The organism is Candidatus Buchananbacteria bacterium, assembly GCA_013359225.1.
Classification (GTDB): Bacteria; Patescibacteriota; Patescibacteriia; order Buchananbacterales; family UBA6539; genus JABWCG01.
Genome location: JABWCG010000001.1, coordinates 386,345 through 407,835 on the forward strand (window position 1 = coordinate 386,345; position 21,491 = coordinate 407,835).

Below are 21,491 nucleotides of genomic sequence, written 5' to 3' on the forward strand. Positions count from 1 at the left end.
ATGAAACATCCATTAACCCCAAACATTAAAACTGAAATTATGCCAGTTATCACTCTAATTCTCCTGGCAGTTATCAGCGTCTATTTTTATAATAATTTTCCTAATCAAGTACCGACTCATTGGAATTATCGAGGAGAAGTAGATGGATATTCAGGCAAAGCCTTTGGAGCTTTTGGAATTCCGGTAATCATCGTCGTAATGTATGTAATGTTTTTACTGTTCCCATTGCTAGACCCAAAAAAAGACCGTTACCAACAATTCAAAAAGACATACCACGTCTTCAAAACTATGATCATAGTTGTGATGGGGTTGATATATTTCTACAGCGGTTTGGCGGCTTTAGGGTATCCTGTGTCAATCAACATTGCTGTTCCAGCAACAATTGGATTATTATTCATAGTGATGGGTAACTACATGTCTAAAATAAAAAGCAACTGGTTTATTGGTATTAGGACTCCATGGACATTATCCAATGAAGAAGTTTGGAACAAAACTCATCGGGTTGGCGGAAAAATCTTTATCGCCCTAGGTGCCTTTATGATTATTGGGATATTTTTGCCAGACAAGATCTACTGGCAGGGTTTTATAGTAAGCCTTTTAGCATCGGTAGTCGGCATGATGGGGTATTCGTACTGGATATTCAAAAAGATTAATAAAAATTAACGCTAAATAAAGTTTTACTATCTTTTAACCCCGCCTCCACACACGAGAGGAGGGGTTAAAAATTACTTTATTTATTAATCTTTTTGAAATATATAGCGTCGCACAATATATCTTATGCGACACTATAGGGATATATTTATCCACAAGCAAACAACTAATACAAATAGCTGCTAAAGCTATAAGATAAGCATTTAAATATAGTTTTAGACATTAATGGACAACAAGGCCCTTAGGTAAATAAAACTTTTAAAATCAAGCAACTTACATATTACGTACTGATAAATTTTGTTTAATCAATCAAGATATGAATTTATTAGCGCGGATGCTAATGAGAGATTAAATCATTTAAAAAGAAAGCTAGACGCCTAACCTTCTTTTTAAATGATTTAATTTGATATATTTTTCTCTAACCCCTCTTCCCTATTTGCCATTAAAAAAAGATTTATATTGTGCGACGCATACACTAACTACCAAATAATTTATTGATTTCCTGATATAGCTGCTGTATTTGCCGACCGTGAAAACCAAGGCGACTCAGTAAAGTATCTTGGTTGATCAACTGTTTACATAAAACGATATTATGATGAAGTAAATCCCGAACCTGCTGATGATTCAGGCTAATCAAAACAGTAATTGGGTATAACCCCCTATTTTCAATAAGTTCCTGAAGATTATCACCCTCACTGGCGTAATCCCAGCCAATTGCTTTAATCCCAACACAGCCGCAATAAATTTTTACTTCACCAGTCACTTTGGTGTTTGTTACCAGCCAACTTTGTAGCGTGGCTTCACGCGGTTTGGCGCCCTTATTTTTTTTAATATTCCAAGCCTCTTTAATATCTAAAAACCGAGCGTACGTGTACAACGCATCCTTACTGCCGGTTTTACCACCGCCATGAGAATGAAATTTAGCCTCAATGATAGCGTGAATATTTTTTTCATACTTTTCAGCAATCACGTCCACCTCATGAGAAATACATTTACCTCTAACAATAACATTGGTTTTTGTTTCATACCCTTGTTCCTCCAATAAAGCCGCAAAATACTTTTCAAACGGAAAACCATCGGGGCCAAGACGCATAATTGCCTTTTTAAGATTATAACGAGCCGCATAACTCTTGTCCTCTGATTTTAAAAGATCAAAAGCCAACCGATGAATCTGGGCCGTTGTAGTGCCTGGCTTTATTTTTGGTCTTATCTGGCTGATTACTCTTTTTGCTACCCCGCTAGCCACACCAGAAGACATCATTGATTTCTTTAATTTTATAATTGAAAAAATTTCTTTTTCTCCACTTGCTTTTTTAATTAAAATTTTTTTTGCCATATATAAAATATTACTTCCAAAACACCTTCTCGCCAAACCGCAAATCAATATAATCAAGTTTTGACCGGTCATTAGCGCGCTGTTTTAAAACAATGGCTAATGAATTAATTTGAGATGTAACAGAATTTTGAAGGCTAAATTTTACCAGCCAGCCTTCTTGGGTAACGAGCGTAATATCTTGTGCGGCCGGTCGATTAATCTCATAATGTGCAATTTCAAAATCCGCCTCGGTCCTCAGGCGACTTGTCAACTCAAGAATGAAAGCAACCGTTTCGGGCGACAATATCGATTCACCAACGTTCACTTCTCTATTGCTCAAATCTTTTATTAAAGGGTATTGACTTGCATTAACGCCAGAACGTATCACATTGCTACCGCTTTCTGTGTTCATTACCAATGATTGGGGGTCAATCAGCTTGGTCGCCCTTCCTTCTAAATCAAGGTAGTATTGATTATTGGCGTTAGCCCAAATCACGCCCGAATTATTTCTTTGCAAATCAACTTCAATCTGATTAAAATATTTTTTCTTAATTTTAAAATCGTTCAATAAATAAGTTTGTTGGATTCTTTCTTCAGCCTGTTTCTTGTTAAAGAAAAAAATATTTGATTGATGAAACAATAACCAACGGCGTTCATCTAACTGGTCAGCAATCAGATTTTTTATTTCTTGATCATTTATAAACTCAACCCCTTTAACCGTAACGGACGTAATCTTGAAGTATTTCAACGTATCAAAAAAATAAGCACTCAATACCACTGCCAATAAAACTCCCACGAACACCAAGCGCTTTTTCTTTTTTAATGCAGTTTGACCGTCTTTTTTAGAAAAAAAAGGGTTATTAAGTTTTTTTCTCTGATAATCTATTCTTCTAGCCATAAATTATTTATACCAGTCTTCTTTTGGCTGATAAGAAGTGGCAAGACTATTCTTTTCGCGATGTCGTTCAAGCGCTAAATCAATCAGTTGATCAAGTAATTTAGAATAGCTAAGTCCGGAAGCCTCCCAAAGTTTTGGATACATTGAGATAGAGGTGAAACCTGGAATTGTATTGACTTCATTTAGGTAGACTTTATGATTTTTCTTTTTTACCAAAAAATCAACCCTGGCTAGTCCGGAAAGGTTCAAGGCTCTAAACGCCATTTCGGCGATTAATCTGATTTCTTTAATGGTCTTTTTCGGCAACCGAGCCGGTATTACTGCTTGAGATTTGCCGTCAACATATTTAGCATCGTAATCATAAAATTCGTTGGAAGAAATAATCTCACCAGGCACCGACGCTTTTGGTTTATCATTGCCCAAAACCGAAACTTCAATTTCTCTAATATCTTCTATCCCCTGCTCAACAATAATTTTTCGGTCATATTTTAATGCATCAATAATTCCATTGATCAACTCTTTTCGATTATGGCATTTACCGATACCAACGCTTGAACCAAGATTGGCCGGTTTTGTAAACATCGGGTACCCCAACTTTTTTTCCAAACGACTAATTATTTTTGATCGATTATTTTTGAATTCCTTTTTAAAAAACCAATCATACCTAACGCTCGGCAATCCCGCTAGATCAGTTAATTGTTTTTGGACAACCTTATCCATTGCCAAAGCCGACCCCAAAACCTCTGAACCAACGTAGGCAATATTTGCCATTTCCAATAAGCCTTGCAACTTACCGTCTTCGCCGTAAGTACCATGAACCAACGGAAAAACAACATCAATTTCGGTCATTGTTGGCTTGAAATTTGAAGTTGATTTCAAACTGCTTGTTTTAATATTCATCAAACTTTTTTCGGTTGGGTCAGGCGCAAAAATTGATTTAAAAGGGAGCTGCCTCATCCCCTCTTTTAAAAAATAAACTGCTTGGTTACCACTAATCCAGCGGCCTTCTTTGGTGATACCAATAGGAATAACTTGGTACTTTTTTTTGTCCAAAGCCTTCATTACGGAAACGGCTGAAACAATAGAAACTTCGTGTTCGCCGGAACGACCGCCAAAAATTACCCCAACCTTTATTTTTTTACTAATTTTAGCCATTTTTTTACTATACTAATTACTTTTTCTCAATTTTCTTAAACCCACAATATTTTTGCAGCGGTTTAGGAATATTCACGCTGCCATCTTCATTTTGAAACTGTTCTAAAATTGCCGGGAACAATCGACTGGTTGCTAACCCCGAAGCGTTTAAAGTATGAACGAACTCATTCTTACCGGTCTCTGGATTTTTGAACCGAATGTTTCCTCTTCGAGCCTGATAATCAAGGGCGTTAGAAACGCTGCTAACTTCTTTATAAATCTCCATACTTGGTATCCAAACTTCAACATCAATTGTTTTAGCCATTGCCGATGAAGCGTCACCAGCTGCCAGTTGCACCGTTTGATAATGCAAACCCAATCCTTCAACTAAGCTGGAGGCATTCTCAATCAATTCATCAAAAGATTCCCATGATTGTTCTGGCTTAGCATAATGAAACATTTCAATTTTATTAAATTGATGACCACGAATCATCCCCCGCTCTTCCTTGCGGTACCCCCCGGCTTCACGCCGAAAACAAGTTGAATATGCCGCGTATTTTATCGGCAAGTCGTCAATGGCCAAAATTTCATCACGGTGATAATTACCAAGCATCATTTCACTAGTGGCATTAAGGCAAGTTTTGTCCTGAGTCCAAAACAAGTCATCGCGGAATTTAGGCAAATGGCCAGAAGTATAGGCCGATTCTTCAGTTAATAAAAACGGCGGAATCATAAAAATATAGCCATTCTTCTGGTGAAATCCAATAAAATAATTAAGTAATGCCCATTCTAAAATTGCCCCCTGGCCACGATACACCCAAAAACCAGTACCAGACATTTTGACCGCTCGCTCATAATCAATAATGCCTAAATCGGTTGCCAGCTGGTAGTGATCTTTTGGCGTAAATTTAAAGTCGGGTTTTTTACCAAAACTTTTTAAAACTTTATTATTCTCCTTCCCACCAGCCAAAACATCATCAGCCGGTAGATTTGGCAGGGCAGAAAGTTTCTCTTTAAATTCAGCCTCTACTTCCCTAACTTTATCATCTAATTTTTTAATCTGATCGCCGACCGATTTCATTTTTGCAATGACTTCCGGACTTGGTTTAGTCTTAGAAAATTTATTTCGTTCAGCCTTAAGGTTTTCGGATTCTTGTAATAATTTTCGACGCTGATCGTCAATGGCCAAAATTTCATCAAGTTGCAAATCTTTTTTATCCAGGCGCTTCAGCAAAGCTGCTTCTACTTCCGCTCGCGACTCCCTAATTTTATTAATGTCTAACATACGTGATTATTTTTTAGCTTTAAGTTTCGAAGATTTATAGATCTCTGGTTGATATGCTTCCAATCGAACAATATTGATTTCTGGAAATTTAGCCGCTAAATTTCCAGTAAATACCTCTTGATCATACCCCAGACAAATAACCTGCGGCCGTTTTGTCCTGATAATTTCATGCGGGTCACCCTCACCACCCAAAATCACCTCATCGGCGACACCGGCTTCCTGCACCGCCACCAAACGTTCATCTTCTGAAAAGTCTGGCTTTTTACCCTTAATCGTTTCAACATTTCTGTCCCGAGCAACAACCACAATTAAATAATCACCATAGGCTCTGGCTTGCCGAAAAAAATCAAGATGGCCATCGTGCAAGATATCAAAAGTTCCAAAAACCATTACACGCTTCATAGCGATTAAATTACTTATCTAATTTGAAAAATTTTCTTAAAAATTCGTCGCTGAAGAAATATAATGTCATCAATGAGATTGCCACAGTTACTACCGCCGGTAAATAGTATCCAGCACCTACAGCTAAGCCAATAGCTGAAACAACCCAAACCATCGCCGCGGTAGTAATTCCATGAACTTCACTGCGACCATGAATAATCAATCCACCGCCGATAAAACCAATACCCGTCACCACTCCGGCAGCGATTCGCGCCGAATCAAAATCAAACATAAGAGAAATTATCATCACCAAAGCTGAACCCGTTCCAACAAGAATATTTGTTCTCAATCCGGCTGGTTTGTCCTTAAATTCTCGTTCAATACCCAGCAAAGCCGACAAAAATGCTGCCAGCAGCAGGCGGATAATAATATCGTTTGTTTCAATCATATATTTATTTTTCCGGACGTAGTAATGGGAATAATACTACATCTCGTAAATTATCTTGTTGACTTAAAAGCGTGATTAGGCGATCGACGCCCATTCCCCAGCCGGACATCGGCGGTGCGCCGTGTTCCAAAGCCCGCACAAAGTCATCATCCTTGCCGTGAGCCTCGTCGTCTCCCTGAGCTTTGGCCTTGGCTTGAGTTTCAAAGCGGTTTTTCTGATCAACCGGATCAACCAATTCAGAATAAGCATTAACCACTTCCCAGGTATTGATCACCAGCTGGAAGCGGTCGACGATAGCAGGGTTTTGATCGTTACGCCGCGCCAGAGGCGAAACGTCCACCGGATGATTAATAACGAACGTTGGCTGAATAATCTTTGGCCGCGATACCTCTTTATAAAGCGCATCAATCAAATTGCCGCGGCCGAGATTCTCAACGTTTTCCAAAGCAATCTTTTTCTTTTTGATTTGGGTGCGTAATTCCGTAACGGTTTTACAGGCGTCAATATCAATACCCGAATCTTTCAAAATCAGATCACGAAATGACACAGTCTTAAACGGCGGTTTAAAATCAACCTTAACTGCTTGGCCGGTCCGGTCTTTAATAGTAACAGTGGTAGTGCCAAACAATTTTTTAAGCAGAGTGCCAAACAATTTTTCGGTGAAACGCATGTTATCTTCATAGTTCCAATAGGCAACATAATGCTCAACCGAGGTGTAATCCTGAAGATGCGACGGATCAATGCCTTCGTTTCGAAACAAACGGCCGAGCTCAAACACCTTTTCAAATCCGCCAACAACCGCTTCCTTTAAATAGGTTTCGGGTGCGATGCGCAGGTAAACGTCAATATCAAGAGCGTTATGATGAGTTTTGAATGGCTTGGCCAGGGCGCCGGAAGCAGTATTGGTCAAGATTGGCGTTTCTAGTTCAATAAAACCTTCCTGCCAATAAAACTCCCGCAAAGCTCTGATAAAGTTACTACGAAAAACAAATCGATCATACGTCGTTTTATCTGAAATCAAATCCAAATAGCGTTGGCGATATTTTAATTCCTGATCTTTTATACCGTGCCACTTTTCTGGCAAGGGCCGTAAAGCCTTAGCCAACATCACAAAAGTTTTAACCAAAATGGAAATTTCACCTTTTTGGGTCTTAAAAATTTCACCCTCAACACCGATAAAATCTCCCGGGTCAAAAATCTTCAAAAAACTTTTAAATTCTTCTTTGCCAATTTCATCCTGTTTTAAAACAATTTGAATTTTTCCCGAGGCGTCCTGAATATGCCCAAAAGATATTTTACCCATATCGCGCAGGGTTAAAATACGCCCCGCTGTTTTAACCTTTGCCCCAAGCCTTGATGTCAGGGCATCCGAAATGGAGTGGGTTTTATCAAACTTATCCGGAAAGGGGTTTATGCCCTGTTCGGCAATTTTTTTTAATTTTTGAAGACGAGTCTGATACTCGTCATTTAGCATTTCAGGCATAGATATAATGATATTTTATAGAGTAATTTTACTAAAAAAACCAATTTTAGTCAAAAACAAAAATGCCGCTTTAAAGCGGCATTTTAAGCTAAAAATTAGCTATTATTCAATTTCTAAAACTTCACATTCCATTTCACCCCGAGGCACCCGCACTTTGACCTTATCGCCTTTCTTTCTGCCAAGAAAACTACGGCCAATCGGCGATTCATTCGAAATCAAACCCTGGGCCGGATCAGCTTCATTCGAACCGACGATTGTGTATGTAAACTTATTGCCATCGCAGGTGACTTTAATAGTACTGCCGATATCAACGTAATCTCGATTATTCTTTTGTTCAATCACATGAGATTTATTAATCAAATGCTCAAGCTCCGCGATCCGTCCGGCAATAAAGCCCTGTTCATCTTTAGCATCTTGATATTCGGCGTTCTCTGATAAATCACCAAGTTCTTTAGCCCGCGCAATCCTCTCAATTACTTCAGGCATCTTGGTTTTTTTAAGAAGCTCTAGCTCTTCTTTTAGCTTCTCCAAACCGTTTTTAGTAATATAGTTCTGACCCATAATTTTAAATTGAATTTATATAAAAAATACAGTCAATTTCCTGTATTTAACCGACAACTCTTATTTAATTAGTCTCGGTATTTAGAAGAATTGTATTCTGATTAACTCTCATTGTCAAGCGTTATAAAAATACTTATCCACAATACAAAAAGAAAGACGGTATTCCTTACTATACAAGATGGCCAAAAACAAGTCAACCTAAATGCTACAATTGGCAACCGGTCTTTTCTGATAATGCCTGCAACGACATCACCCCAACCTGTCGCTGACCGTTAAATTCCCAGGTTGGATATGATTCAATTTTAGCCTGCTGACAAACAATGGTTTGACTCTGGCCATTTGAACTTGAACACTCAACATACGGCAATAATCGTTCTGAGCGGCCAAACAGGTCTTTTTGACTATTGCAAGCGCTACACCAAAACGCGCCGTAAAATTTTGCGCCACTATCGCTAATGCATCGAGCAAACGAGTCAAGCTCGCCCGGACGGTTATTGTTGATAATTAATACTACAAACAAAATAATAACCAAAACAATCACGCCAATCCATGGCAACTTCTTTTTTATTTTTTGATTCATACGTATATTATTTATTTAATAGTTATATCTAATTATATATGATTATCTATTTTCTGACCACCATTTTAGTATATCATACACTACCGGGATTGCTACTCGACTACCCTCGCCACTTTCTTCAGCCAACACTGTTAAAACAATTTGGGGGTTTTCATATGGTGCAAATGCCGTTGCCCAAGCATGATTCTCTTTGTTGCTTGACCATTGCGCCGTACCGGTTTTAGCTGCAGCAGCGATAGGCAACCCCGATAAATAACGAGCACTACCACTGGTCACCCCTTGGCGCAAGCCGGCGCTAATGGCTGCAATATTTTTTTGACTGATGAAGTTTTGATTAATCACTCTTGGCTTTGCCGTTTCAATTAAGTTATTTTCTGAGTCAAGGATCTCTTTAACAAGATACGGCTGATACAAAATGCCACTATTGGCAAATACCGAGGTCCAGGCCGCTACCTGCAGAGGTGTAACTAGAATATCTCCTTGGCCAATTGATATGTTATATGTATCACCAATATACCAAATTTCATTTTTGGTTTTTTCTTTCCATTCCGGGTCAGGGAAAAAACCGTCTGCTTCATTTGGTAAATCAATGCCAAGCGGCTTGGTTAAACCAAAAGCTTGCGCATACTTTTTAATCCTATTAACACCAAGTCCCTCAAAATCGTTATAGCCGCCACCAACCATATAAAAATAGGTATTAACCGATTCGGCAATTGCTTTATAAATTGTGGTCCAGCCATGACCACCGGCTTTCCAATCGGGAAAAAACCACTTGCCCACCGCCACGCCGCCGACGCTGTTAAATCCGGTATTGACGTTTGCAACCCCTTCTTCTAAGGCCGCGGCGCCGACCACCAGCTTAAACGTTGATCCGGACGGATACTCGCCGCTGATCGCCCGCGGGAATAAAGGTTTATCAGGATCATTAATCAGATTCGAGAAATCTTCCTGTTTAATGCCGCGCGTGAATAAATTATTATCATATGCCGGTAAACTCACCATAATCAAAACTTCGCCTGATTTTGGATCTAAGCCGATGACTGCTCCCCGATTTTTATTGTTAGCCTTTAAATTCTTACGTAAACTTTCTTCAGCCACTTTCTGCAGCTCTGAATCAATCGTCAAAACCAAATTATTTCCGGGCAAAGCTTTTTGATAGGCTAAAATTTCTTTTGTTTCACCCAAGGCGTCAACCTCAACCTGCTCCTTGCCGTTTACTCCCTTTAACTTTTTCTCATACGACATTTCTAAACCGGCTTTTCCAATATAATCATCAATAAGATACCCGTTGGCCAAGTATTCTTGAAGCTTGCTTTCTTCAATTTTTCCAGTATACCCCAAAATATGAGACAGACTAGGCTGGTTTGGCGTTGTCAGATAATGACGATAACTATTTGAATATAATGTTACTCCAGGGTAACGGCTGCTGATAATTTCTGTAACAATTGCCTGATCATCGGTTAAATTCTCGCGTAATACCAACGGTTGATACGAATACGGCGACTGCTCCTTCATTAAATTGTAGATTTCCTCGCCTGATTTCTCGGCAATCGGCGACAACTCTTCAGCCAGCCTTCGACGCTCATCTTCATCGTGCGGCAAGTCAACCGGAATAACCGCCAAAGAAAAGGCTGAAATATTTTCAACAAGTAGATTGCGGTGGCGGTCGTAAATCACTCCACGACTGGCTTTAATGTCTCTAATTCGAATTCGATTCCCCTCAGCAACGGTACTAAAATGATTACCCTGAGAAATTTGCAAATAAGCGGCCCGCCCAAGCAAAATTAACAATCCAAACATGATTAAAACTAGCCACAAGTTTATCGCTTGTACATTAACCAAAGAACCCAGTGAAGTGGTATTGTTCGGATTTGATTTTCTTGAGGCAAACGAGTCTACCTCAAGCCATTTGCCGTTGGCCCGGCGGCTCACTCGATAGTCTTTTGAGCCGCTATCTACACTAATGACAAACGGATTACGGTTATGGTATATCATTATGATAAAACACTAGGACTGAAAAAATAAAACATTGCGCAACCGCCCAGTAGAAAAATTAAAAGTAAAAAAGATAATGCCTAAAATAAGGACGTTCAAGATTGGCTGCCAAAAGAATGTTGAAACAAAATCAAAATTAAACAAATATACCGCGTTGAAAGCCACAACGCCGACAAGACTGAATAAAAAAATTAACAAATTATAGATAACCGATACCACAAATCCCAACAAGATCAGGGAATAAAGAGAACGGTTCGTAAAAAAATTACTAAATAAAAAATTAATTGCAATAACTGAAAAAATGAGGCTTAAGCTAGTTACCCCGAATGGTAGCGCCGTATATAATTCAAAGAAAAGTCCGGAAACAAATGCCCAGATCAATGCTTGGCGGTACGAAACAATTACTGCCAAAAAAGTAATTAAGCTTAACATTAGGTTAAGACTGCTGATTGGTCGCGGCCAAGTCGTCAAAAAACTTACCTGTACCATGCCAACCAAAATTACCACGAATATATTAATCAGTATTCGGTTCATCGGTACGATTAATTAACACTGAAACGATGGTTATATTATCAATCCTGACGAATGGCTGGATATACGCCGTTTGAAAGAGGCCATTTGGTTCTGATTCGATTCGACTTATTTTACCAATTACCAACCCCCTGGTAATGCCCGGCTCTAAACCGGATGTTACCACCAAATCTCCTTGCACCACACTCTCATTTTGCGGTATAAGTTCCATTCGTAAGCTCAAACCATGTTCGCCAACCACCACTCCCTGCGAAGCGGTTTGATTTTGAATCACTGCCGCAATTCGACTACGGGAATCATTAATCAAAATAGCCTGCGAACTATTATCAGTAACGCTAAAAATTTTTCCGACTAAAATACCCTGACCGGTAATTAGCGGCGCATCGAGGCGAATTCCGTCTTTGGCGCCTTTATTGAGGACAATGGACTGAAAATTAGCCTCGGGGTTTTTCCCGATTACCCGGGCCGTTACTGATTCAAGACCAAGATAATCAATAAAAGTCCTTTGTTCTGCCAGTTCCTGGCTTTCTTGGATTAAAACTTTTAACTGAGCATTCTCTGTTGCGAGCGATGCAACCTCTTGTTTTAATTTCTCATTGTCTTTTACCAAAGTATCACGCGAGGTTAACCCGGAATAAATATTATTAAAACCGGAACCGAAAGAATAGATTCGGTGTTGAATCGGCGAAAAGACTCTGAAAAATACATTTTCAAAAAAACCTAAGACACCAAGATAATGCAAAAAAATTAGCAGTACAATAACTACTAATAAAATGAAAGATAATGGTTTGGTTCTAAGAAATCTAAACATACACGATTACCGTGAGGCTTTTTCTTCACGAGTTGAAGAAGGAATCGCCACTTCCCGCAACAAATTATCATCTTCAAGAATTAAGCCCATTCCGCGAACAGCACAAGTCAAAGGGTCTTCAATCACTTTGACTGGAATTTTAGTAGCCTGGGAAATAATCCGTTCTAGTCCCGCCAGTAATGCGCCACCGCCTGCCAACACAATGCCGCGCTGGTAAATATCGGCGACCAATTCCGGCGGAGTAATTTCAATGGTACTTTTAATACCGTCAATAATTAAGGCTACTGACCGCTGTAGTGCGAATTTAATTTGATCCGCCGAAACGGTTATCTCTTTAGGTAGTCCGGTGATTAAATCTCGGCCTCTCATTTTAAGCTCAATCGTTTCATCAGTATCAATAATTTTTCCGGCCCGATTCTTGGCATCTTCAGCCACTCGTTCACCAATCAATAGATTAAATTCTTGGCGAGCAAAATTGATAATATCCTGATTCAAACGAGCACCAGCAGTTCGTAAAGATTTCCAAGCAACAACCCCGGATAATGAAATAACGGCAATTTCCGTTACGCCGCCGCCCAAGTCCACCACCATATTGCCGGAAGGATCTTGAATCGGTAGTCGGGCGCCAACAGCTGTAGCAATGACATTTTCAACCAGGTAAACTTCCCGCGCGCCGGCAGACAAGACCACATCTTCAACTGCTTTTTTTTCAACTTCAGTAACATCAAGCGGCACGCCAATAACAACTCGCGGTCGCGGCGCCAAACCAAACCGTTCTTGATAAATCCGATCAATAAAATATTTCAACATTTTTTCCGTTACTTCAAAATCGGAAATAATACCGTCAACCAACGGTCGGGAAATGGTGATATGAGGTGGCGTTCGGCCCAACATTTTTTGAGCCTCTTCCCCTACTGCCAAAATCTGATCATTCCGATTGTTGATGGCAACAATTGACGCTTCGTTCACCACAATTCCACGATCCTTAACGTAAATCAAAGTATTGGCCGTACCTAAATCAATACCGACATCTCGTGAAAATTTTTTAAATAATTTATTAATCATAATTAGGTGTAGATGACATAAAACCGGCTCATCAAACCGCAACGTGTGCCGGTGGATTTTTACGGTTTTTGTTTTTTTACTGCCCCTACTCTAAAATCTTAATCAAGGCTGGCAAATCAACTATCTGGCTCTGCGTTTCTGATCGTTTTTTGACTTCAATTTTATTTTTCGTTTTATTAGAAACCACTAGTCGGTATGGCACTCCGATCAAATCGGAATCGGCAAACTTTTGCCCGGCAGTCACTTCGGCCCGGTCATCAAACAATACCTCAACGCCACGATCCAATAACTGTTTATATACCGCTTCGGCGGCGGCCATTACTTCGGCGTCTTCCCCTAATCTGATCAAATGAGCTTTAAACGGAGCTACATTTCCCGGCCACACAATGCCTTTATCGTCATTATATACTTCAACGATCGAACCCATGACCCGGCTCGGACCAATACCATAGCAGCCCATTATAACCGGACGCTTTTTACCGGTTTCGTCGACATACTCTAATTTAAACGGTTCTGAATATTTGGTCTTGAGTTGAAAAATATTTCCGACTTCAATCGCTTTTCCTTCTTGAATTTTTCCTGTCGCACACTTAGGACAAACGTTTCCTTGAGCTACTTCAGCAACTTCTTTATTTTGGCAATAGCGGCACTGGTTGCAATAATAAACCGTATCTTCGCCATATGGAGTTAAAACCTGAAACTCGTGGGAATATTTTGAAAAACTGCCTCCCGAAGCCTCCGTAACCAGCGCATCTAGCCCGCAGCGGCTAAACACCCGCTGATAGGCCGCTAACGCTTTTTCATAGTAGGCAACCAAATCGGCTTCGTCTTTATGAAAACTATACAAATCTTTCATTGAAAACTCAATGCCGCGCATCAGACCCGATTTTGCCCGCGGTTCATTACGAAATTTATCCTGAATTTGATACAAATATAATGGTAAATCTTTATACGAATTGACAAACTTTTTAACTAGCGGCGTGACTACCTCTTCATGAGTCCAGCCTAAACCGAATTCTTTCTTGCCACGCCCCTCAAATTGAAACATCACCTCAGTGCCAGGATCCGTCCAACGACCGGTCTTTTCCCAAACTTCTTTAGGGTGAAGTGCCGGCATTAAAATTTCTTGTCCATCAATACCATCCATTTCTTCGCGAACAATTTTTTTAATTTTGTCCAGCACCCGCAACCCCAGCGGCAAATAAGTATACACTCCAGCCGTTAACTTATCAATAAAGCCGGCGCGGGTAAGCAATGTCGCATTAAGACTCACTTCGTCTTTTGGGGTTTCTTTTCTTGTTTTTCCAAATAGTTTAGATTGTCTCATGATAGTTTATTTACCAAATAATTTTGTCAGCCAACTTTTTGGTTTTTCCGCAACCTGCGCCCGATTATCAAGTTGATTTTTCATTAATCCCTCTAACCGATTTGCTTCTTTTTCAACCACCTCGCCGTCATATTCTCCGTTATGAGCCGACGACCCCGCATAAGAAGGTTTCTTTTGATCCAAGTGAAGATTAATATACGTCTTTAAATCAGAATCTTCATTTAGATAAGCGTGAAACCGGGGGTAAAAATCTCTGCTGAATCGCTTAGTGTAACTGGTAATACCGGTGTTTGGATCATTAAACTCCGCATACCCCGAGCGGCGCATAAAATTTCTGGGCGACTCCGGAAAGTTAAACGGGAAATATATCTTCATATCCTAGAACATTCCGCCTAAACTGTTCCACCAGTTCAAAAATCCCGCCGACACTCTGGCAATATCACGAAAAGTCACAATTACCACCAAAATCATCAACAAAGCAAAACCAATATTGTGCATCAATGCCTCCAATTTTGGATTAACCGGCTTTTTACGAACAGCTTCAAGTAGCAAAAAAGCAACTCGACCGCCATCAAGCGCCGGAAACGGCAGAAAGTTAATTACTGCAATAATAACTGACAAAGCTGCAGTAAACTGCATTAAGTACAAGAAACCAAGCCGTGCAGCGTCACCAACTAATCCGGCGATACCGACCGGACCATAGACATCACCGATCAACTCTTGCGATACTACCAGACTCTTAATGATCAAGAAAAAACCAAAGATAACACCACCAATCATTTTTAAGGTTTCCCAAACACCAAAAACCGGCGCCAAATACCACGGATACGAAACCAGACCGGTTTCTAACAATGCAACACCCATCCCAGCACGTTGAGTTTCAGCTAAAATTTGAGGAACCACTTGCTTTTCCAAAACTTCGGACTTGCGTTCAATTTTCAAATTGACTGTCTGACCAACTTTCTGATCAAAATATTCCTGAAATTCTGCGATTTTGGTAAATGTCTGGTCATCAACTGCTAAAATTGTATCAGCTACTTCAATCCCCGACTGAGCCGCTGGGGAACCTTCAAGCACCTGAAAAATTTTGATTTCAACGTTACTTACTTTGGCAAATCCAGAAAGCTTACCATCGTCAATAACCTGCGGCGACCCGATTGCCAAACTAATACTCAAGATCACAGCCGCTAAAATGACATTCATCGTCACCCCGGCAGAAAGCACCATAATTCGCTGCCAAATACTCTTACTACCAAAACTATCCGGCTCAACTACTTCGCTACCATCTTCGCCTTTAATTTTGACAAAGCCACCTAGCGGGATCCAGTTCAACGACCAAATTGTCCCCGGGGCTTCTTTGGCTCGCAAACCAACGGCGCGCCAGTTACCTTCAGCTGATTTATAAAACCCAAACATTCTTGGGGGCAACCCAAGTCCGAACTCTTCAACTTTGATTCCGGCTCGTCGAGCAGTAATAAAATGTCCGAGCTCATGGACTAAAACCAAAATCCCTAAAACCGCAAAAAAAGCTATAAGTGTTATAAGCATAAAAGTTTAAATCGTCATTATTTCTTTTTCTTTTTTTTCTCCGACCAATTTTATTTTTTCGTTATACTCCTTAACTAGATCATCAAGCTTCTTTTGTAAGGCATACTTATCATCCTCGGTAATTTCTTTGTTCTTTTCCTGCTTGGCAATATCATCACGAACCTTATCGCGGATCTGACGGATAGCGATCTTAGCTTTTTCCATTTTTTCACCAACCGCTTTCACCAACTCCTTGCGGCTTTCTTCAGTCAACGGCGGAACGCTTAAACGAATCTGAGCGCCCTCATTAACCGGGTTAATACCAATATTCGCCAGCACAATTCCCTTTTCAATGTCTTTTGAAATAGTTTTGTCCCAGGGCTGAATTAAAATAGTCCGGGCCTCTGGCACTGAAATTGAGGCAAGCTGTTTAAGCGGCGTTTTGGCGCCATAGGCTTCAATCAATATGTTCTCAACAATCATCGGATTAGCTCGACCGACACGCATGGTTGCCAAATCATTATTCAAATTCTCTAATGATTTATCAAGTTCTTTTTTATGAATATCTAATAGTGGTTCCATAATTTTATCTTTTGGGATTAGCAAAACTTAAATAAATAACATTTGGATCAACCGGATCAATTTTTAATTCACTTGCCACTGCCGATGAAGGTAGGCGCCGCGTAATCCAGTTCTGTCCGCCATCGGTAGTTTTATAAAATGTAGAAGCGGTTGCATAATAGATTTCCTGGTTATTTTGCGATCCAATGGCGACAGCAAAAATATCAGTTGTCGCCGGCGGAGTAATTAATGTGATAGGCTGCCAGGATCCACCGCCGTCCTCAGTCTTTAACAAACCATATTTAGCAACCAATAGTAACGAATTAGCCTTGGTCGGATCAAAAATTAAATCTCGGTATTCAAATGATCCGGAATACTGTTTTAGCCCTTCGTTTATCTCCAACCAATCAGAACCACTACTAATTGTCTTAAAAATTCCCTTACCCTGAGTTGCCGCATATGCAACCCGTGAATCGTTAGGATCTATCAGAATTTTACGAATCGGGCTGTTTAATCGTCCAATCACCCGCCAGTTACCACCACCATCAACACTCTTTAAAATATCACCTGCCGAATTACCAGCATAAACTACTAAGTTATCAAACCAATCTACCGCCAACGCCGTCAACGACTTATCAGTTCTGGTATCAATATAAACTTCTGACCAAGTACGACTGCAATCAGTGGTCTTTAAAAGCGTATTGGCATATGTAGCGTAAATAACGCACTTATTTTTAGGATCAATTGCCACCGACTCAATTTTGCCATTCCCGATCTGATTAACTTTCATCCAGCTTTCACCGCCGTCATATGTATAAAACAAACCGTCGGCTTCAGTGGTCATATAAATTGCGCCTCGGTCCTGAGGATCAAATGTCAAATCAATGACATTAACTCCCGCAATGTTACCGACACCCCCGGAATATAGAAACAAATTTTTCTCTGTCCAGTCGTCACCCTTGTTAAAAGATTTAAAAACGCCGGCCACGCCTTGCGGTGCCGTATTACCAAATTTAATAACACAACCACTGACAAAAACTGACACTAATAACAGAGAACATAAAATTTTTTTCATAAAGTTTTAAATTAAAATTTTAAAACTAGATTTTCTAAAGTTAATTTGGGGCCAACATTGCTGTCCAAATATCTTTTTGCTAAATCAATTTCATTAATCATTGCAGTAATATCACCGGCTTCAAAGCGAGCGGCTAGACGCTCCAGATCATTTGCTACCAAACCATTACTGATCAAATTAGGCACACTATTTTTTATTAACAGCACATCACGCAAAATTTTGCGCCAGGTTAATAACACTTCTTTTGTTTCATCAACGTCATTGCTGACCAGTTCACTAATAAACTTAAACCGACTTGAAATGTCTTGATTTATAAGGGCGAGAAACATCCGAACCGTTTCCTGAAAATCAAGGTAGCCATCATGGTCTTCATAATACCGCAAAGCAAGGCCCGGCAGACCAAAAGATACTGCTGTTAATGTTTTAGCTTTCTTGCGTTCAACTTTTATAGAAGTCAGATAATCAATAATTTCTTTGTCGGAAACTGGACGAAATTTAATGACCTGACAGCGGGAAACAATCGTTTTTGGCAATCGGCTTGACGTATTACTCAAAAGAATCAAAACTGTTTTTGCCGAAGGCTCTTCCAAGCCTTTCAATAAAGCATTTGCCGCTTCGAGGCTTAATGTCTGAGCATCACTGATAACGGCAACTTTATAAGAGTTTAAAAAGGATCGCAAATTCAATTTTGACTGTAGTTCCCTGATCTGTTCAATACTGATATTCTTTTTTAACTTGCCGGTTTTTTCGTTTATTTCTCGTTTAAGCCAATAAATGTCGGGATGAATTTCCTGAATCGCCTGCCGGCACCCCGGACACTCGCCGCACGGCAAACTGCCTTTATGCTGATCAAAATTATGGCAGACCAAGGCGTGAGTAAACAATTTTGCAACTGTTGCCTTACCAAGATGATCCGGTCCCACAAATAAATACGCGTGGGCTAAATTCTTATTGGCTAAACTATTTTGTAGATAAGTAACAATATTAGAGTGGCCGATTATAGGCCACCTTAGATGATTACTTGCCTCTTTTGACATGGTTACATTTTAACACAAAATTAGCTTTTGGCAAGTATTAATTAGACCACAAAATAGCAAAAATAAAAAGGATTAAATTTGCCTAAATTTTTAATCCTATATTTAGTCCTGCCAAAGCTTTTTTGCCTCATTCCAAATCTCCGGCCGACCCTGCTGTTTTGCCCAGTACCAGTATTCAACACCCCAAAGATACACTTCATTAAACCCTGCCTGCCGGACATATGAAATATTGTTTTTAAAACGATTCAAATCAAACGACCGAGCCTGCTGTGCCTCAGTCAACTCAATCATCCTTTTGTCAAGCGTCCACGGCTCCATTTGTAATTCTGTGACCAAAACTCCTTTTAAATTGCCGTTCAAAAATCCGGTGATGTCTGCCTTAAAGCGATATGCTGCCGGCGGCACGAAAAAATAATCCCAAAAACCCAAATATTTATTCCAAACGATGCGATACAACGTAATACCAAGTTTGTCCGCCAGACCAGCCGCTGTTTGCCAGTGGTTGAGCTCACCACTATCAGTAATAATAATGTCGCGGCTATCAAGCGCCCGAACAGCATCAACTTCCTGCCGCAAAAACTGCTTATCCGGTTTCGGACACTTCCCAAACCAGGAGAATAAAGGTTCGTTTTCTATCTGCCAGCTTTTAACTACCTGACGATCACGATACCGATTAATTGTCTCCTTAACAAATTCCAATTGATGCTGCTGGACTGCCAGCTTCGCTAAATCATTGATCCAGGCCGGATCATGACACTCCGGCCAGCGCGGTGCGCGACGGCCAACTGTCAGTATAACCTCAACATCGCGCCGCTCGGCCTCGGCTAATTGCCAATCAAGCTTCGAAAAATCAAATTGATCCTGAATTGCCTCAATGTCGTCCCAATAGGCAATTAATCGAATTTTATCGACCCCTAAATCGTCTAAGATTGCCAAATAGCTTTCTTGCCAGTTTAATTCTAAATCACTAGCATATTTATCGCTGAATGTAACCCCAAAATTCACTTCCTGCTGTCCAAAATCAAGACTAAATAAAAAAAGCCAGCCAATGGCCAAAATTGCCGCAACTGTCAAAAAAATAACCAATCTTTTAACGATTTTATAAGATTTATACATATTTTAATTATAACAATTTAAAACAGCCTTGACAAAGAAACTAAAATCATTTATAGTGTTATACATAATTTCTCCTTTTTCCGGGGGATTTTATTGTTCATTCGGCGAGACCATCAGGTCTCATAACCCTCTAAAAGAAGAGGAAGTGGAGGCAGGACATTGAAGCAGTGTTCCGACAAGCAGAATGATGGCGGTTTTCATGCCGGTGTGGGCGTACAACGTCACCTCATCGTCCCCGACGATGCTTCTGGCGATCAACGCGAAATGACCTCACAACAGGGTATGACCCTGAGTGAAGCATACCGCGCTGTTGCCCAGCACCTGGCATTTGCCCGTTAATCCTGCTTAATCCGTCCCCGACGAGGCGCAACTCAACCCTACAAGGTTGTTTTGCTCCTCGTCTCTTTTTTTAAATAAAAAGACTCTCGTTAAAAAACGACAGTCAAAGGATATCGCTATCCCACGTATGCTTGCCGGCTTTAATTTCGGCAACAATTGAATCCTCCTCAGCTCGTGATGAAGCATTCCACAACTTCATCAAAATCCGAAATGGCACTTTCTGCAGAAGCGCCCAAGAATACAAAAAGTCTTTTCGGCACGCATGCGCCAACTCTGGACGAAGATAGCCGTCCGATGACGGCTTGCCATTATCAGACATACCCCAACCTCCTGTCGGGTGGTGAAAGGAACTACTTAATTGCCAAGATGCTTCGTTTGTACGACTCAAGATTTTCCAGCGCGATGCCGGTACCTTTTGCCACACAAAACAAAGCTTCATCGGCAACATAAGCCGGAACGCCTGTTACTTGGGTAATCAGTTGGTCGATATTACGAAGCAAACTTGAACCACCAGACATAATAATTCCCTTATCGATCACGTCTGCCGAAAGCTCTGGCGGGGTTTTATGCAATACATCTTTTACTGCCTGAATAATGCCTTCAAGCTCAGCCTGAATAGCATCGGTAATGTCATCGGAAGTTACTGTAATCGTTCGCGGCAAACCACTTACCACATCACGACCGCGAACTTCTTCAGTCAAACGTTCTTCTAAATACATCGCTGAACCGATATCAATTTTGATTCGTTCAGCGCTGCGCTCACCAATCGCCAAATTGTAGCGACGACGAATATGTTCAGCAATTGCACTGTCAAAACGGTTACCACCAATTCGTACCGATGTTGAGGCCACGATACCGCCCAAAGAAATAACTGCCATTTCTGAAGTGCCGCCACCAATATCAATAATCATATGGCCAGACGGCGAACCAATCGGAATATCAGCGCCAATTGCCGCTACAATCGGCTCCTTAATGATATACGCCGCCTTCGCACCAGCAGCAATAGTTGCGTCAATCACCGCACGACGCTCAGTTGAAGTGATACCAGCCGGTACGGCAACCATCACTTCAGGACGAAATAATCGTACACCACCCAATGCCTTATTGACGAAATATCTCAACATCGCAGCGGTTGTTTTATAATCAGCAATTACACCATCTTTCATCGGCCGCACGGCAATGATCGTGTCAGGAGTGCGTCCCAACATTTCTTTTGCCTCTGCTCCAACGGCCAAAATTTTCTTATCAACAACAGAAACTGCCACCACGGACGGTTCATTAATAACGATTCCTCGCTTTGGTACATATACTAGCGAATTCGTAGTTCCCAGATCAATTCCGATCTTCTTTATCAACATTGAAAAAATAGTT

General features: G+C 40.5%; 23 protein-coding genes. 1 reads left to right on the plus strand and 22 read right to left on the minus strand.

The window, feature by feature from the left end; translation table 11 throughout:
• Positions 1-663, plus strand: coding sequence for an SdpI family protein (locus tag HUU49_02100; protein NUM25397.1), 663 nt, complete (start codon positions 1-3; stop codon positions 661-663).
• 463 nt (positions 664-1,126) lie between these two features.
• Here the strand turns inward: HUU49_02100 and HUU49_02105 are convergent, their stop codons facing one another.
• The 22 genes from HUU49_02105 to HUU49_02210 form a co-directional block, all read right to left on the minus strand.
• Positions 1,127-1,987 carry an ATPase gene (locus tag HUU49_02105; GenBank protein NUM25398.1) on the minus strand — a complete coding sequence of 287 codons (861 nt, stop codon included), beginning with the start codon at positions 1,985-1,987 and terminating at the stop codon, positions 1,127-1,129.
• Positions 1,988-1,997: 10 nt separating this feature from the next.
• Entirely contained in the window at positions 1,998-2,864 is an 867-nt protein-coding gene (locus HUU49_02110; GenBank protein NUM25399.1) for an FtsQ-type POTRA domain-containing protein, read from the minus strand.
• Between the two features lie 3 nt (positions 2,865-2,867).
• A complete protein-coding gene (locus HUU49_02115) occupies positions 2,868-4,019 on the minus strand; it encodes a D-alanine--D-alanine ligase (protein ID NUM25400.1) in 1,152 nt (383 codons plus the stop codon).
• Between the two features lie 16 nt (positions 4,020-4,035).
• Entirely contained in the window at positions 4,036-5,283 is a 1,248-nt protein-coding gene (gene serS, locus HUU49_02120; GenBank protein ID NUM25401.1) for a serine--tRNA ligase, read from the minus strand.
• A 6-nt stretch (positions 5,284-5,289) separates the two neighbouring features.
• A complete protein-coding gene (locus HUU49_02125; GenBank protein ID NUM25402.1) occupies positions 5,290-5,685 on the minus strand; it encodes an adenylyltransferase/cytidyltransferase family protein in 396 nt (131 codons plus the stop codon).
• A gap of 10 nt (positions 5,686-5,695) precedes the next feature.
• Positions 5,696-6,112 carry an MgtC/SapB family protein gene (locus tag HUU49_02130; GenBank protein NUM25403.1) on the minus strand — a complete coding sequence of 139 codons (417 nt, stop codon included), beginning with the start codon at positions 6,110-6,112 and terminating at the stop codon, positions 5,696-5,698.
• Between the two features lie 4 nt (positions 6,113-6,116).
• Complete coding sequence (gene lysS, locus HUU49_02135; protein NUM25404.1) at positions 6,117-7,586, minus strand: lysine--tRNA ligase; 1,470 nt, start codon at positions 7,584-7,586, stop codon at positions 6,117-6,119.
• Positions 7,587-7,697: 111 nt separating this feature from the next.
• The gene (gene greA / locus HUU49_02140) at positions 7,698-8,156 is read right to left on the minus strand and encodes a transcription elongation factor GreA (protein NUM25405.1); all 459 of its coding nucleotides are present in this window, start codon (positions 8,154-8,156) and stop codon (positions 7,698-7,700) included.
• Positions 8,157-8,361: 205 nt separating this feature from the next.
• A complete protein-coding gene (locus HUU49_02145; protein NUM25406.1) occupies positions 8,362-8,736 on the minus strand; it encodes a hypothetical protein in 375 nt (124 codons plus the stop codon).
• Between the two features lie 42 nt (positions 8,737-8,778).
• Complete coding sequence (mrdA, locus tag HUU49_02150) at positions 8,779-10,731, minus strand: penicillin-binding protein 2 (GenBank protein NUM25407.1); 1,953 nt, start codon at positions 10,729-10,731, stop codon at positions 8,779-8,781.
• Positions 10,732-10,743: 12 nt separating this feature from the next.
• The gene (locus HUU49_02155; GenBank protein NUM25408.1) at positions 10,744-11,265 is read right to left on the minus strand and encodes a hypothetical protein; all 522 of its coding nucleotides are present in this window, start codon (positions 11,263-11,265) and stop codon (positions 10,744-10,746) included.
• Complete coding sequence (gene mreC, locus HUU49_02160; GenBank protein ID NUM25409.1) at positions 11,246-12,073, minus strand: rod shape-determining protein MreC; 828 nt, start codon at positions 12,071-12,073, stop codon at positions 11,246-11,248. The genes HUU49_02155 and mreC overlap by 20 nt, the downstream gene beginning before the upstream one ends.
• A gap of 6 nt (positions 12,074-12,079) precedes the next feature.
• Positions 12,080-13,138 carry a rod shape-determining protein gene (locus HUU49_02165; GenBank protein NUM25410.1) on the minus strand — a complete coding sequence of 353 codons (1,059 nt, stop codon included), beginning with the start codon at positions 13,136-13,138 and terminating at the stop codon, positions 12,080-12,082.
• Positions 13,139-13,223: 85 nt separating this feature from the next.
• On the minus strand, positions 13,224-14,465 hold the full coding sequence (locus tag HUU49_02170; GenBank protein ID NUM25411.1) for a hypothetical protein: 1,242 nt from the start codon (positions 14,463-14,465) through the stop codon (positions 13,224-13,226).
• A 6-nt stretch (positions 14,466-14,471) separates the two neighbouring features.
• The gene (locus HUU49_02175) at positions 14,472-14,840 is read right to left on the minus strand and encodes a hypothetical protein (GenBank protein ID NUM25412.1); all 369 of its coding nucleotides are present in this window, start codon (positions 14,838-14,840) and stop codon (positions 14,472-14,474) included.
• Between the two features lie 3 nt (positions 14,841-14,843).
• A complete protein-coding gene (locus HUU49_02180; protein ID NUM25413.1) occupies positions 14,844-16,013 on the minus strand; it encodes a site-2 protease family protein in 1,170 nt (389 codons plus the stop codon).
• Between the two features lie 6 nt (positions 16,014-16,019).
• Positions 16,020-16,574 carry a ribosome recycling factor gene (frr, locus tag HUU49_02185; protein NUM25414.1) on the minus strand — a complete coding sequence of 185 codons (555 nt, stop codon included), beginning with the start codon at positions 16,572-16,574 and terminating at the stop codon, positions 16,020-16,022.
• A gap of 4 nt (positions 16,575-16,578) precedes the next feature.
• Positions 16,579-17,628: a hypothetical protein gene (locus HUU49_02190; protein ID NUM25415.1), complete on the minus strand. Its 1,050-nt coding sequence runs from the start codon at positions 17,626-17,628 to the stop codon at positions 16,579-16,581.
• Positions 17,629-17,639: 11 nt separating this feature from the next.
• Complete coding sequence (gene holB, locus HUU49_02195; GenBank protein ID NUM25416.1) at positions 17,640-18,665, minus strand: DNA polymerase III subunit delta'; 1,026 nt, start codon at positions 18,663-18,665, stop codon at positions 17,640-17,642.
• Between the two features lie 102 nt (positions 18,666-18,767).
• Entirely contained in the window at positions 18,768-19,781 is a 1,014-nt protein-coding gene (locus HUU49_02200; GenBank protein ID NUM25417.1) for a hypothetical protein, read from the minus strand.
• A 442-nt stretch (positions 19,782-20,223) separates the two neighbouring features.
• Positions 20,224-20,439: a hypothetical protein gene (locus tag HUU49_02205; protein NUM25418.1), complete on the minus strand. Its 216-nt coding sequence runs from the start codon at positions 20,437-20,439 to the stop codon at positions 20,224-20,226.
• Positions 20,440-20,470: 31 nt separating this feature from the next.
• Positions 20,471-21,478: a rod shape-determining protein gene (locus HUU49_02210; GenBank protein ID NUM25419.1), complete on the minus strand. Its 1,008-nt coding sequence runs from the start codon at positions 21,476-21,478 to the stop codon at positions 20,471-20,473.
• Positions 21,479-21,491: the final 13 nt, after the last annotated feature.

Excerpts from the sequence above, each read along its gene's own strand:
- HUU49_02100 (NUM25397.1), top strand. The coding sequence starts at position 1 with ATGAAACATCCATTAACCCCAAACATTAAAACTGAAATTATGCCAGTT.
- HUU49_02105 (NUM25398.1), bottom strand. The coding sequence starts at position 1,987 with ATGGCAAAAAAAATTTTAATTAAAAAAGCAAGTGGAGAAAAAGAAATT.
- HUU49_02110 (NUM25399.1), bottom strand. The coding sequence starts at position 2,864 with ATGGCTAGAAGAATAGATTATCAGAGAAAAAAACTTAATAACCCTTTT.
- HUU49_02115 (NUM25400.1), bottom strand. The coding sequence starts at position 4,019 with ATGGCTAAAATTAGTAAAAAAATAAAGGTTGGGGTAATTTTTGGCGGT.
- serS (NUM25401.1), bottom strand. The coding sequence starts at position 5,283 with ATGTTAGACATTAATAAAATTAGGGAGTCGCGAGCGGAAGTAGAAGCA.
- HUU49_02125 (NUM25402.1), bottom strand. The coding sequence starts at position 5,685 with ATGAAGCGTGTAATGGTTTTTGGAACTTTTGATATCTTGCACGATGGC.
- HUU49_02130 (NUM25403.1), bottom strand. The coding sequence starts at position 6,112 with ATGATTGAAACAAACGATATTATTATCCGCCTGCTGCTGGCAGCATTT.
- lysS (NUM25404.1), bottom strand. The coding sequence starts at position 7,586 with ATGCTAAATGACGAGTATCAGACTCGTCTTCAAAAATTAAAAAAAATT.
- greA (NUM25405.1), bottom strand. The coding sequence starts at position 8,156 with ATGGGTCAGAACTATATTACTAAAAACGGTTTGGAGAAGCTAAAAGAA.
- HUU49_02145 (NUM25406.1), bottom strand. The coding sequence starts at position 8,736 with ATGAATCAAAAAATAAAAAAGAAGTTGCCATGGATTGGCGTGATTGTT.
- mrdA (NUM25407.1), bottom strand. The coding sequence starts at position 10,731 with ATGATATACCATAACCGTAATCCGTTTGTCATTAGTGTAGATAGCGGC.
- HUU49_02155 (NUM25408.1), bottom strand. The coding sequence starts at position 11,265 with ATGAACCGAATACTGATTAATATATTCGTGGTAATTTTGGTTGGCATG.
- mreC (NUM25409.1), bottom strand. The coding sequence starts at position 12,073 with ATGTTTAGATTTCTTAGAACCAAACCATTATCTTTCATTTTATTAGTA.
- HUU49_02165 (NUM25410.1), bottom strand. The coding sequence starts at position 13,138 with ATGATTAATAAATTATTTAAAAAATTTTCACGAGATGTCGGTATTGAT.
- HUU49_02170 (NUM25411.1), bottom strand. The coding sequence starts at position 14,465 with ATGAGACAATCTAAACTATTTGGAAAAACAAGAAAAGAAACCCCAAAA.
- HUU49_02175 (NUM25412.1), bottom strand. The coding sequence starts at position 14,840 with ATGAAGATATATTTCCCGTTTAACTTTCCGGAGTCGCCCAGAAATTTT.
- HUU49_02180 (NUM25413.1), bottom strand. The coding sequence starts at position 16,013 with ATGCTTATAACACTTATAGCTTTTTTTGCGGTTTTAGGGATTTTGGTT.
- frr (NUM25414.1), bottom strand. The coding sequence starts at position 16,574 with ATGGAACCACTATTAGATATTCATAAAAAAGAACTTGATAAATCATTA.
- HUU49_02190 (NUM25415.1), bottom strand. The coding sequence starts at position 17,628 with ATGAAAAAAATTTTATGTTCTCTGTTATTAGTGTCAGTTTTTGTCAGT.
- holB (NUM25416.1), bottom strand. The coding sequence starts at position 18,665 with ATGTCAAAAGAGGCAAGTAATCATCTAAGGTGGCCTATAATCGGCCAC.
- HUU49_02200 (NUM25417.1), bottom strand. The coding sequence starts at position 19,781 with ATGTATAAATCTTATAAAATCGTTAAAAGATTGGTTATTTTTTTGACA.
- HUU49_02205 (NUM25418.1), bottom strand. The coding sequence starts at position 20,439 with ATGTCTGATAATGGCAAGCCGTCATCGGACGGCTATCTTCGTCCAGAG.
- HUU49_02210 (NUM25419.1), bottom strand. The coding sequence starts at position 21,478 with ATGTTGATAAAGAAGATCGGAATTGATCTGGGAACTACGAATTCGCTA.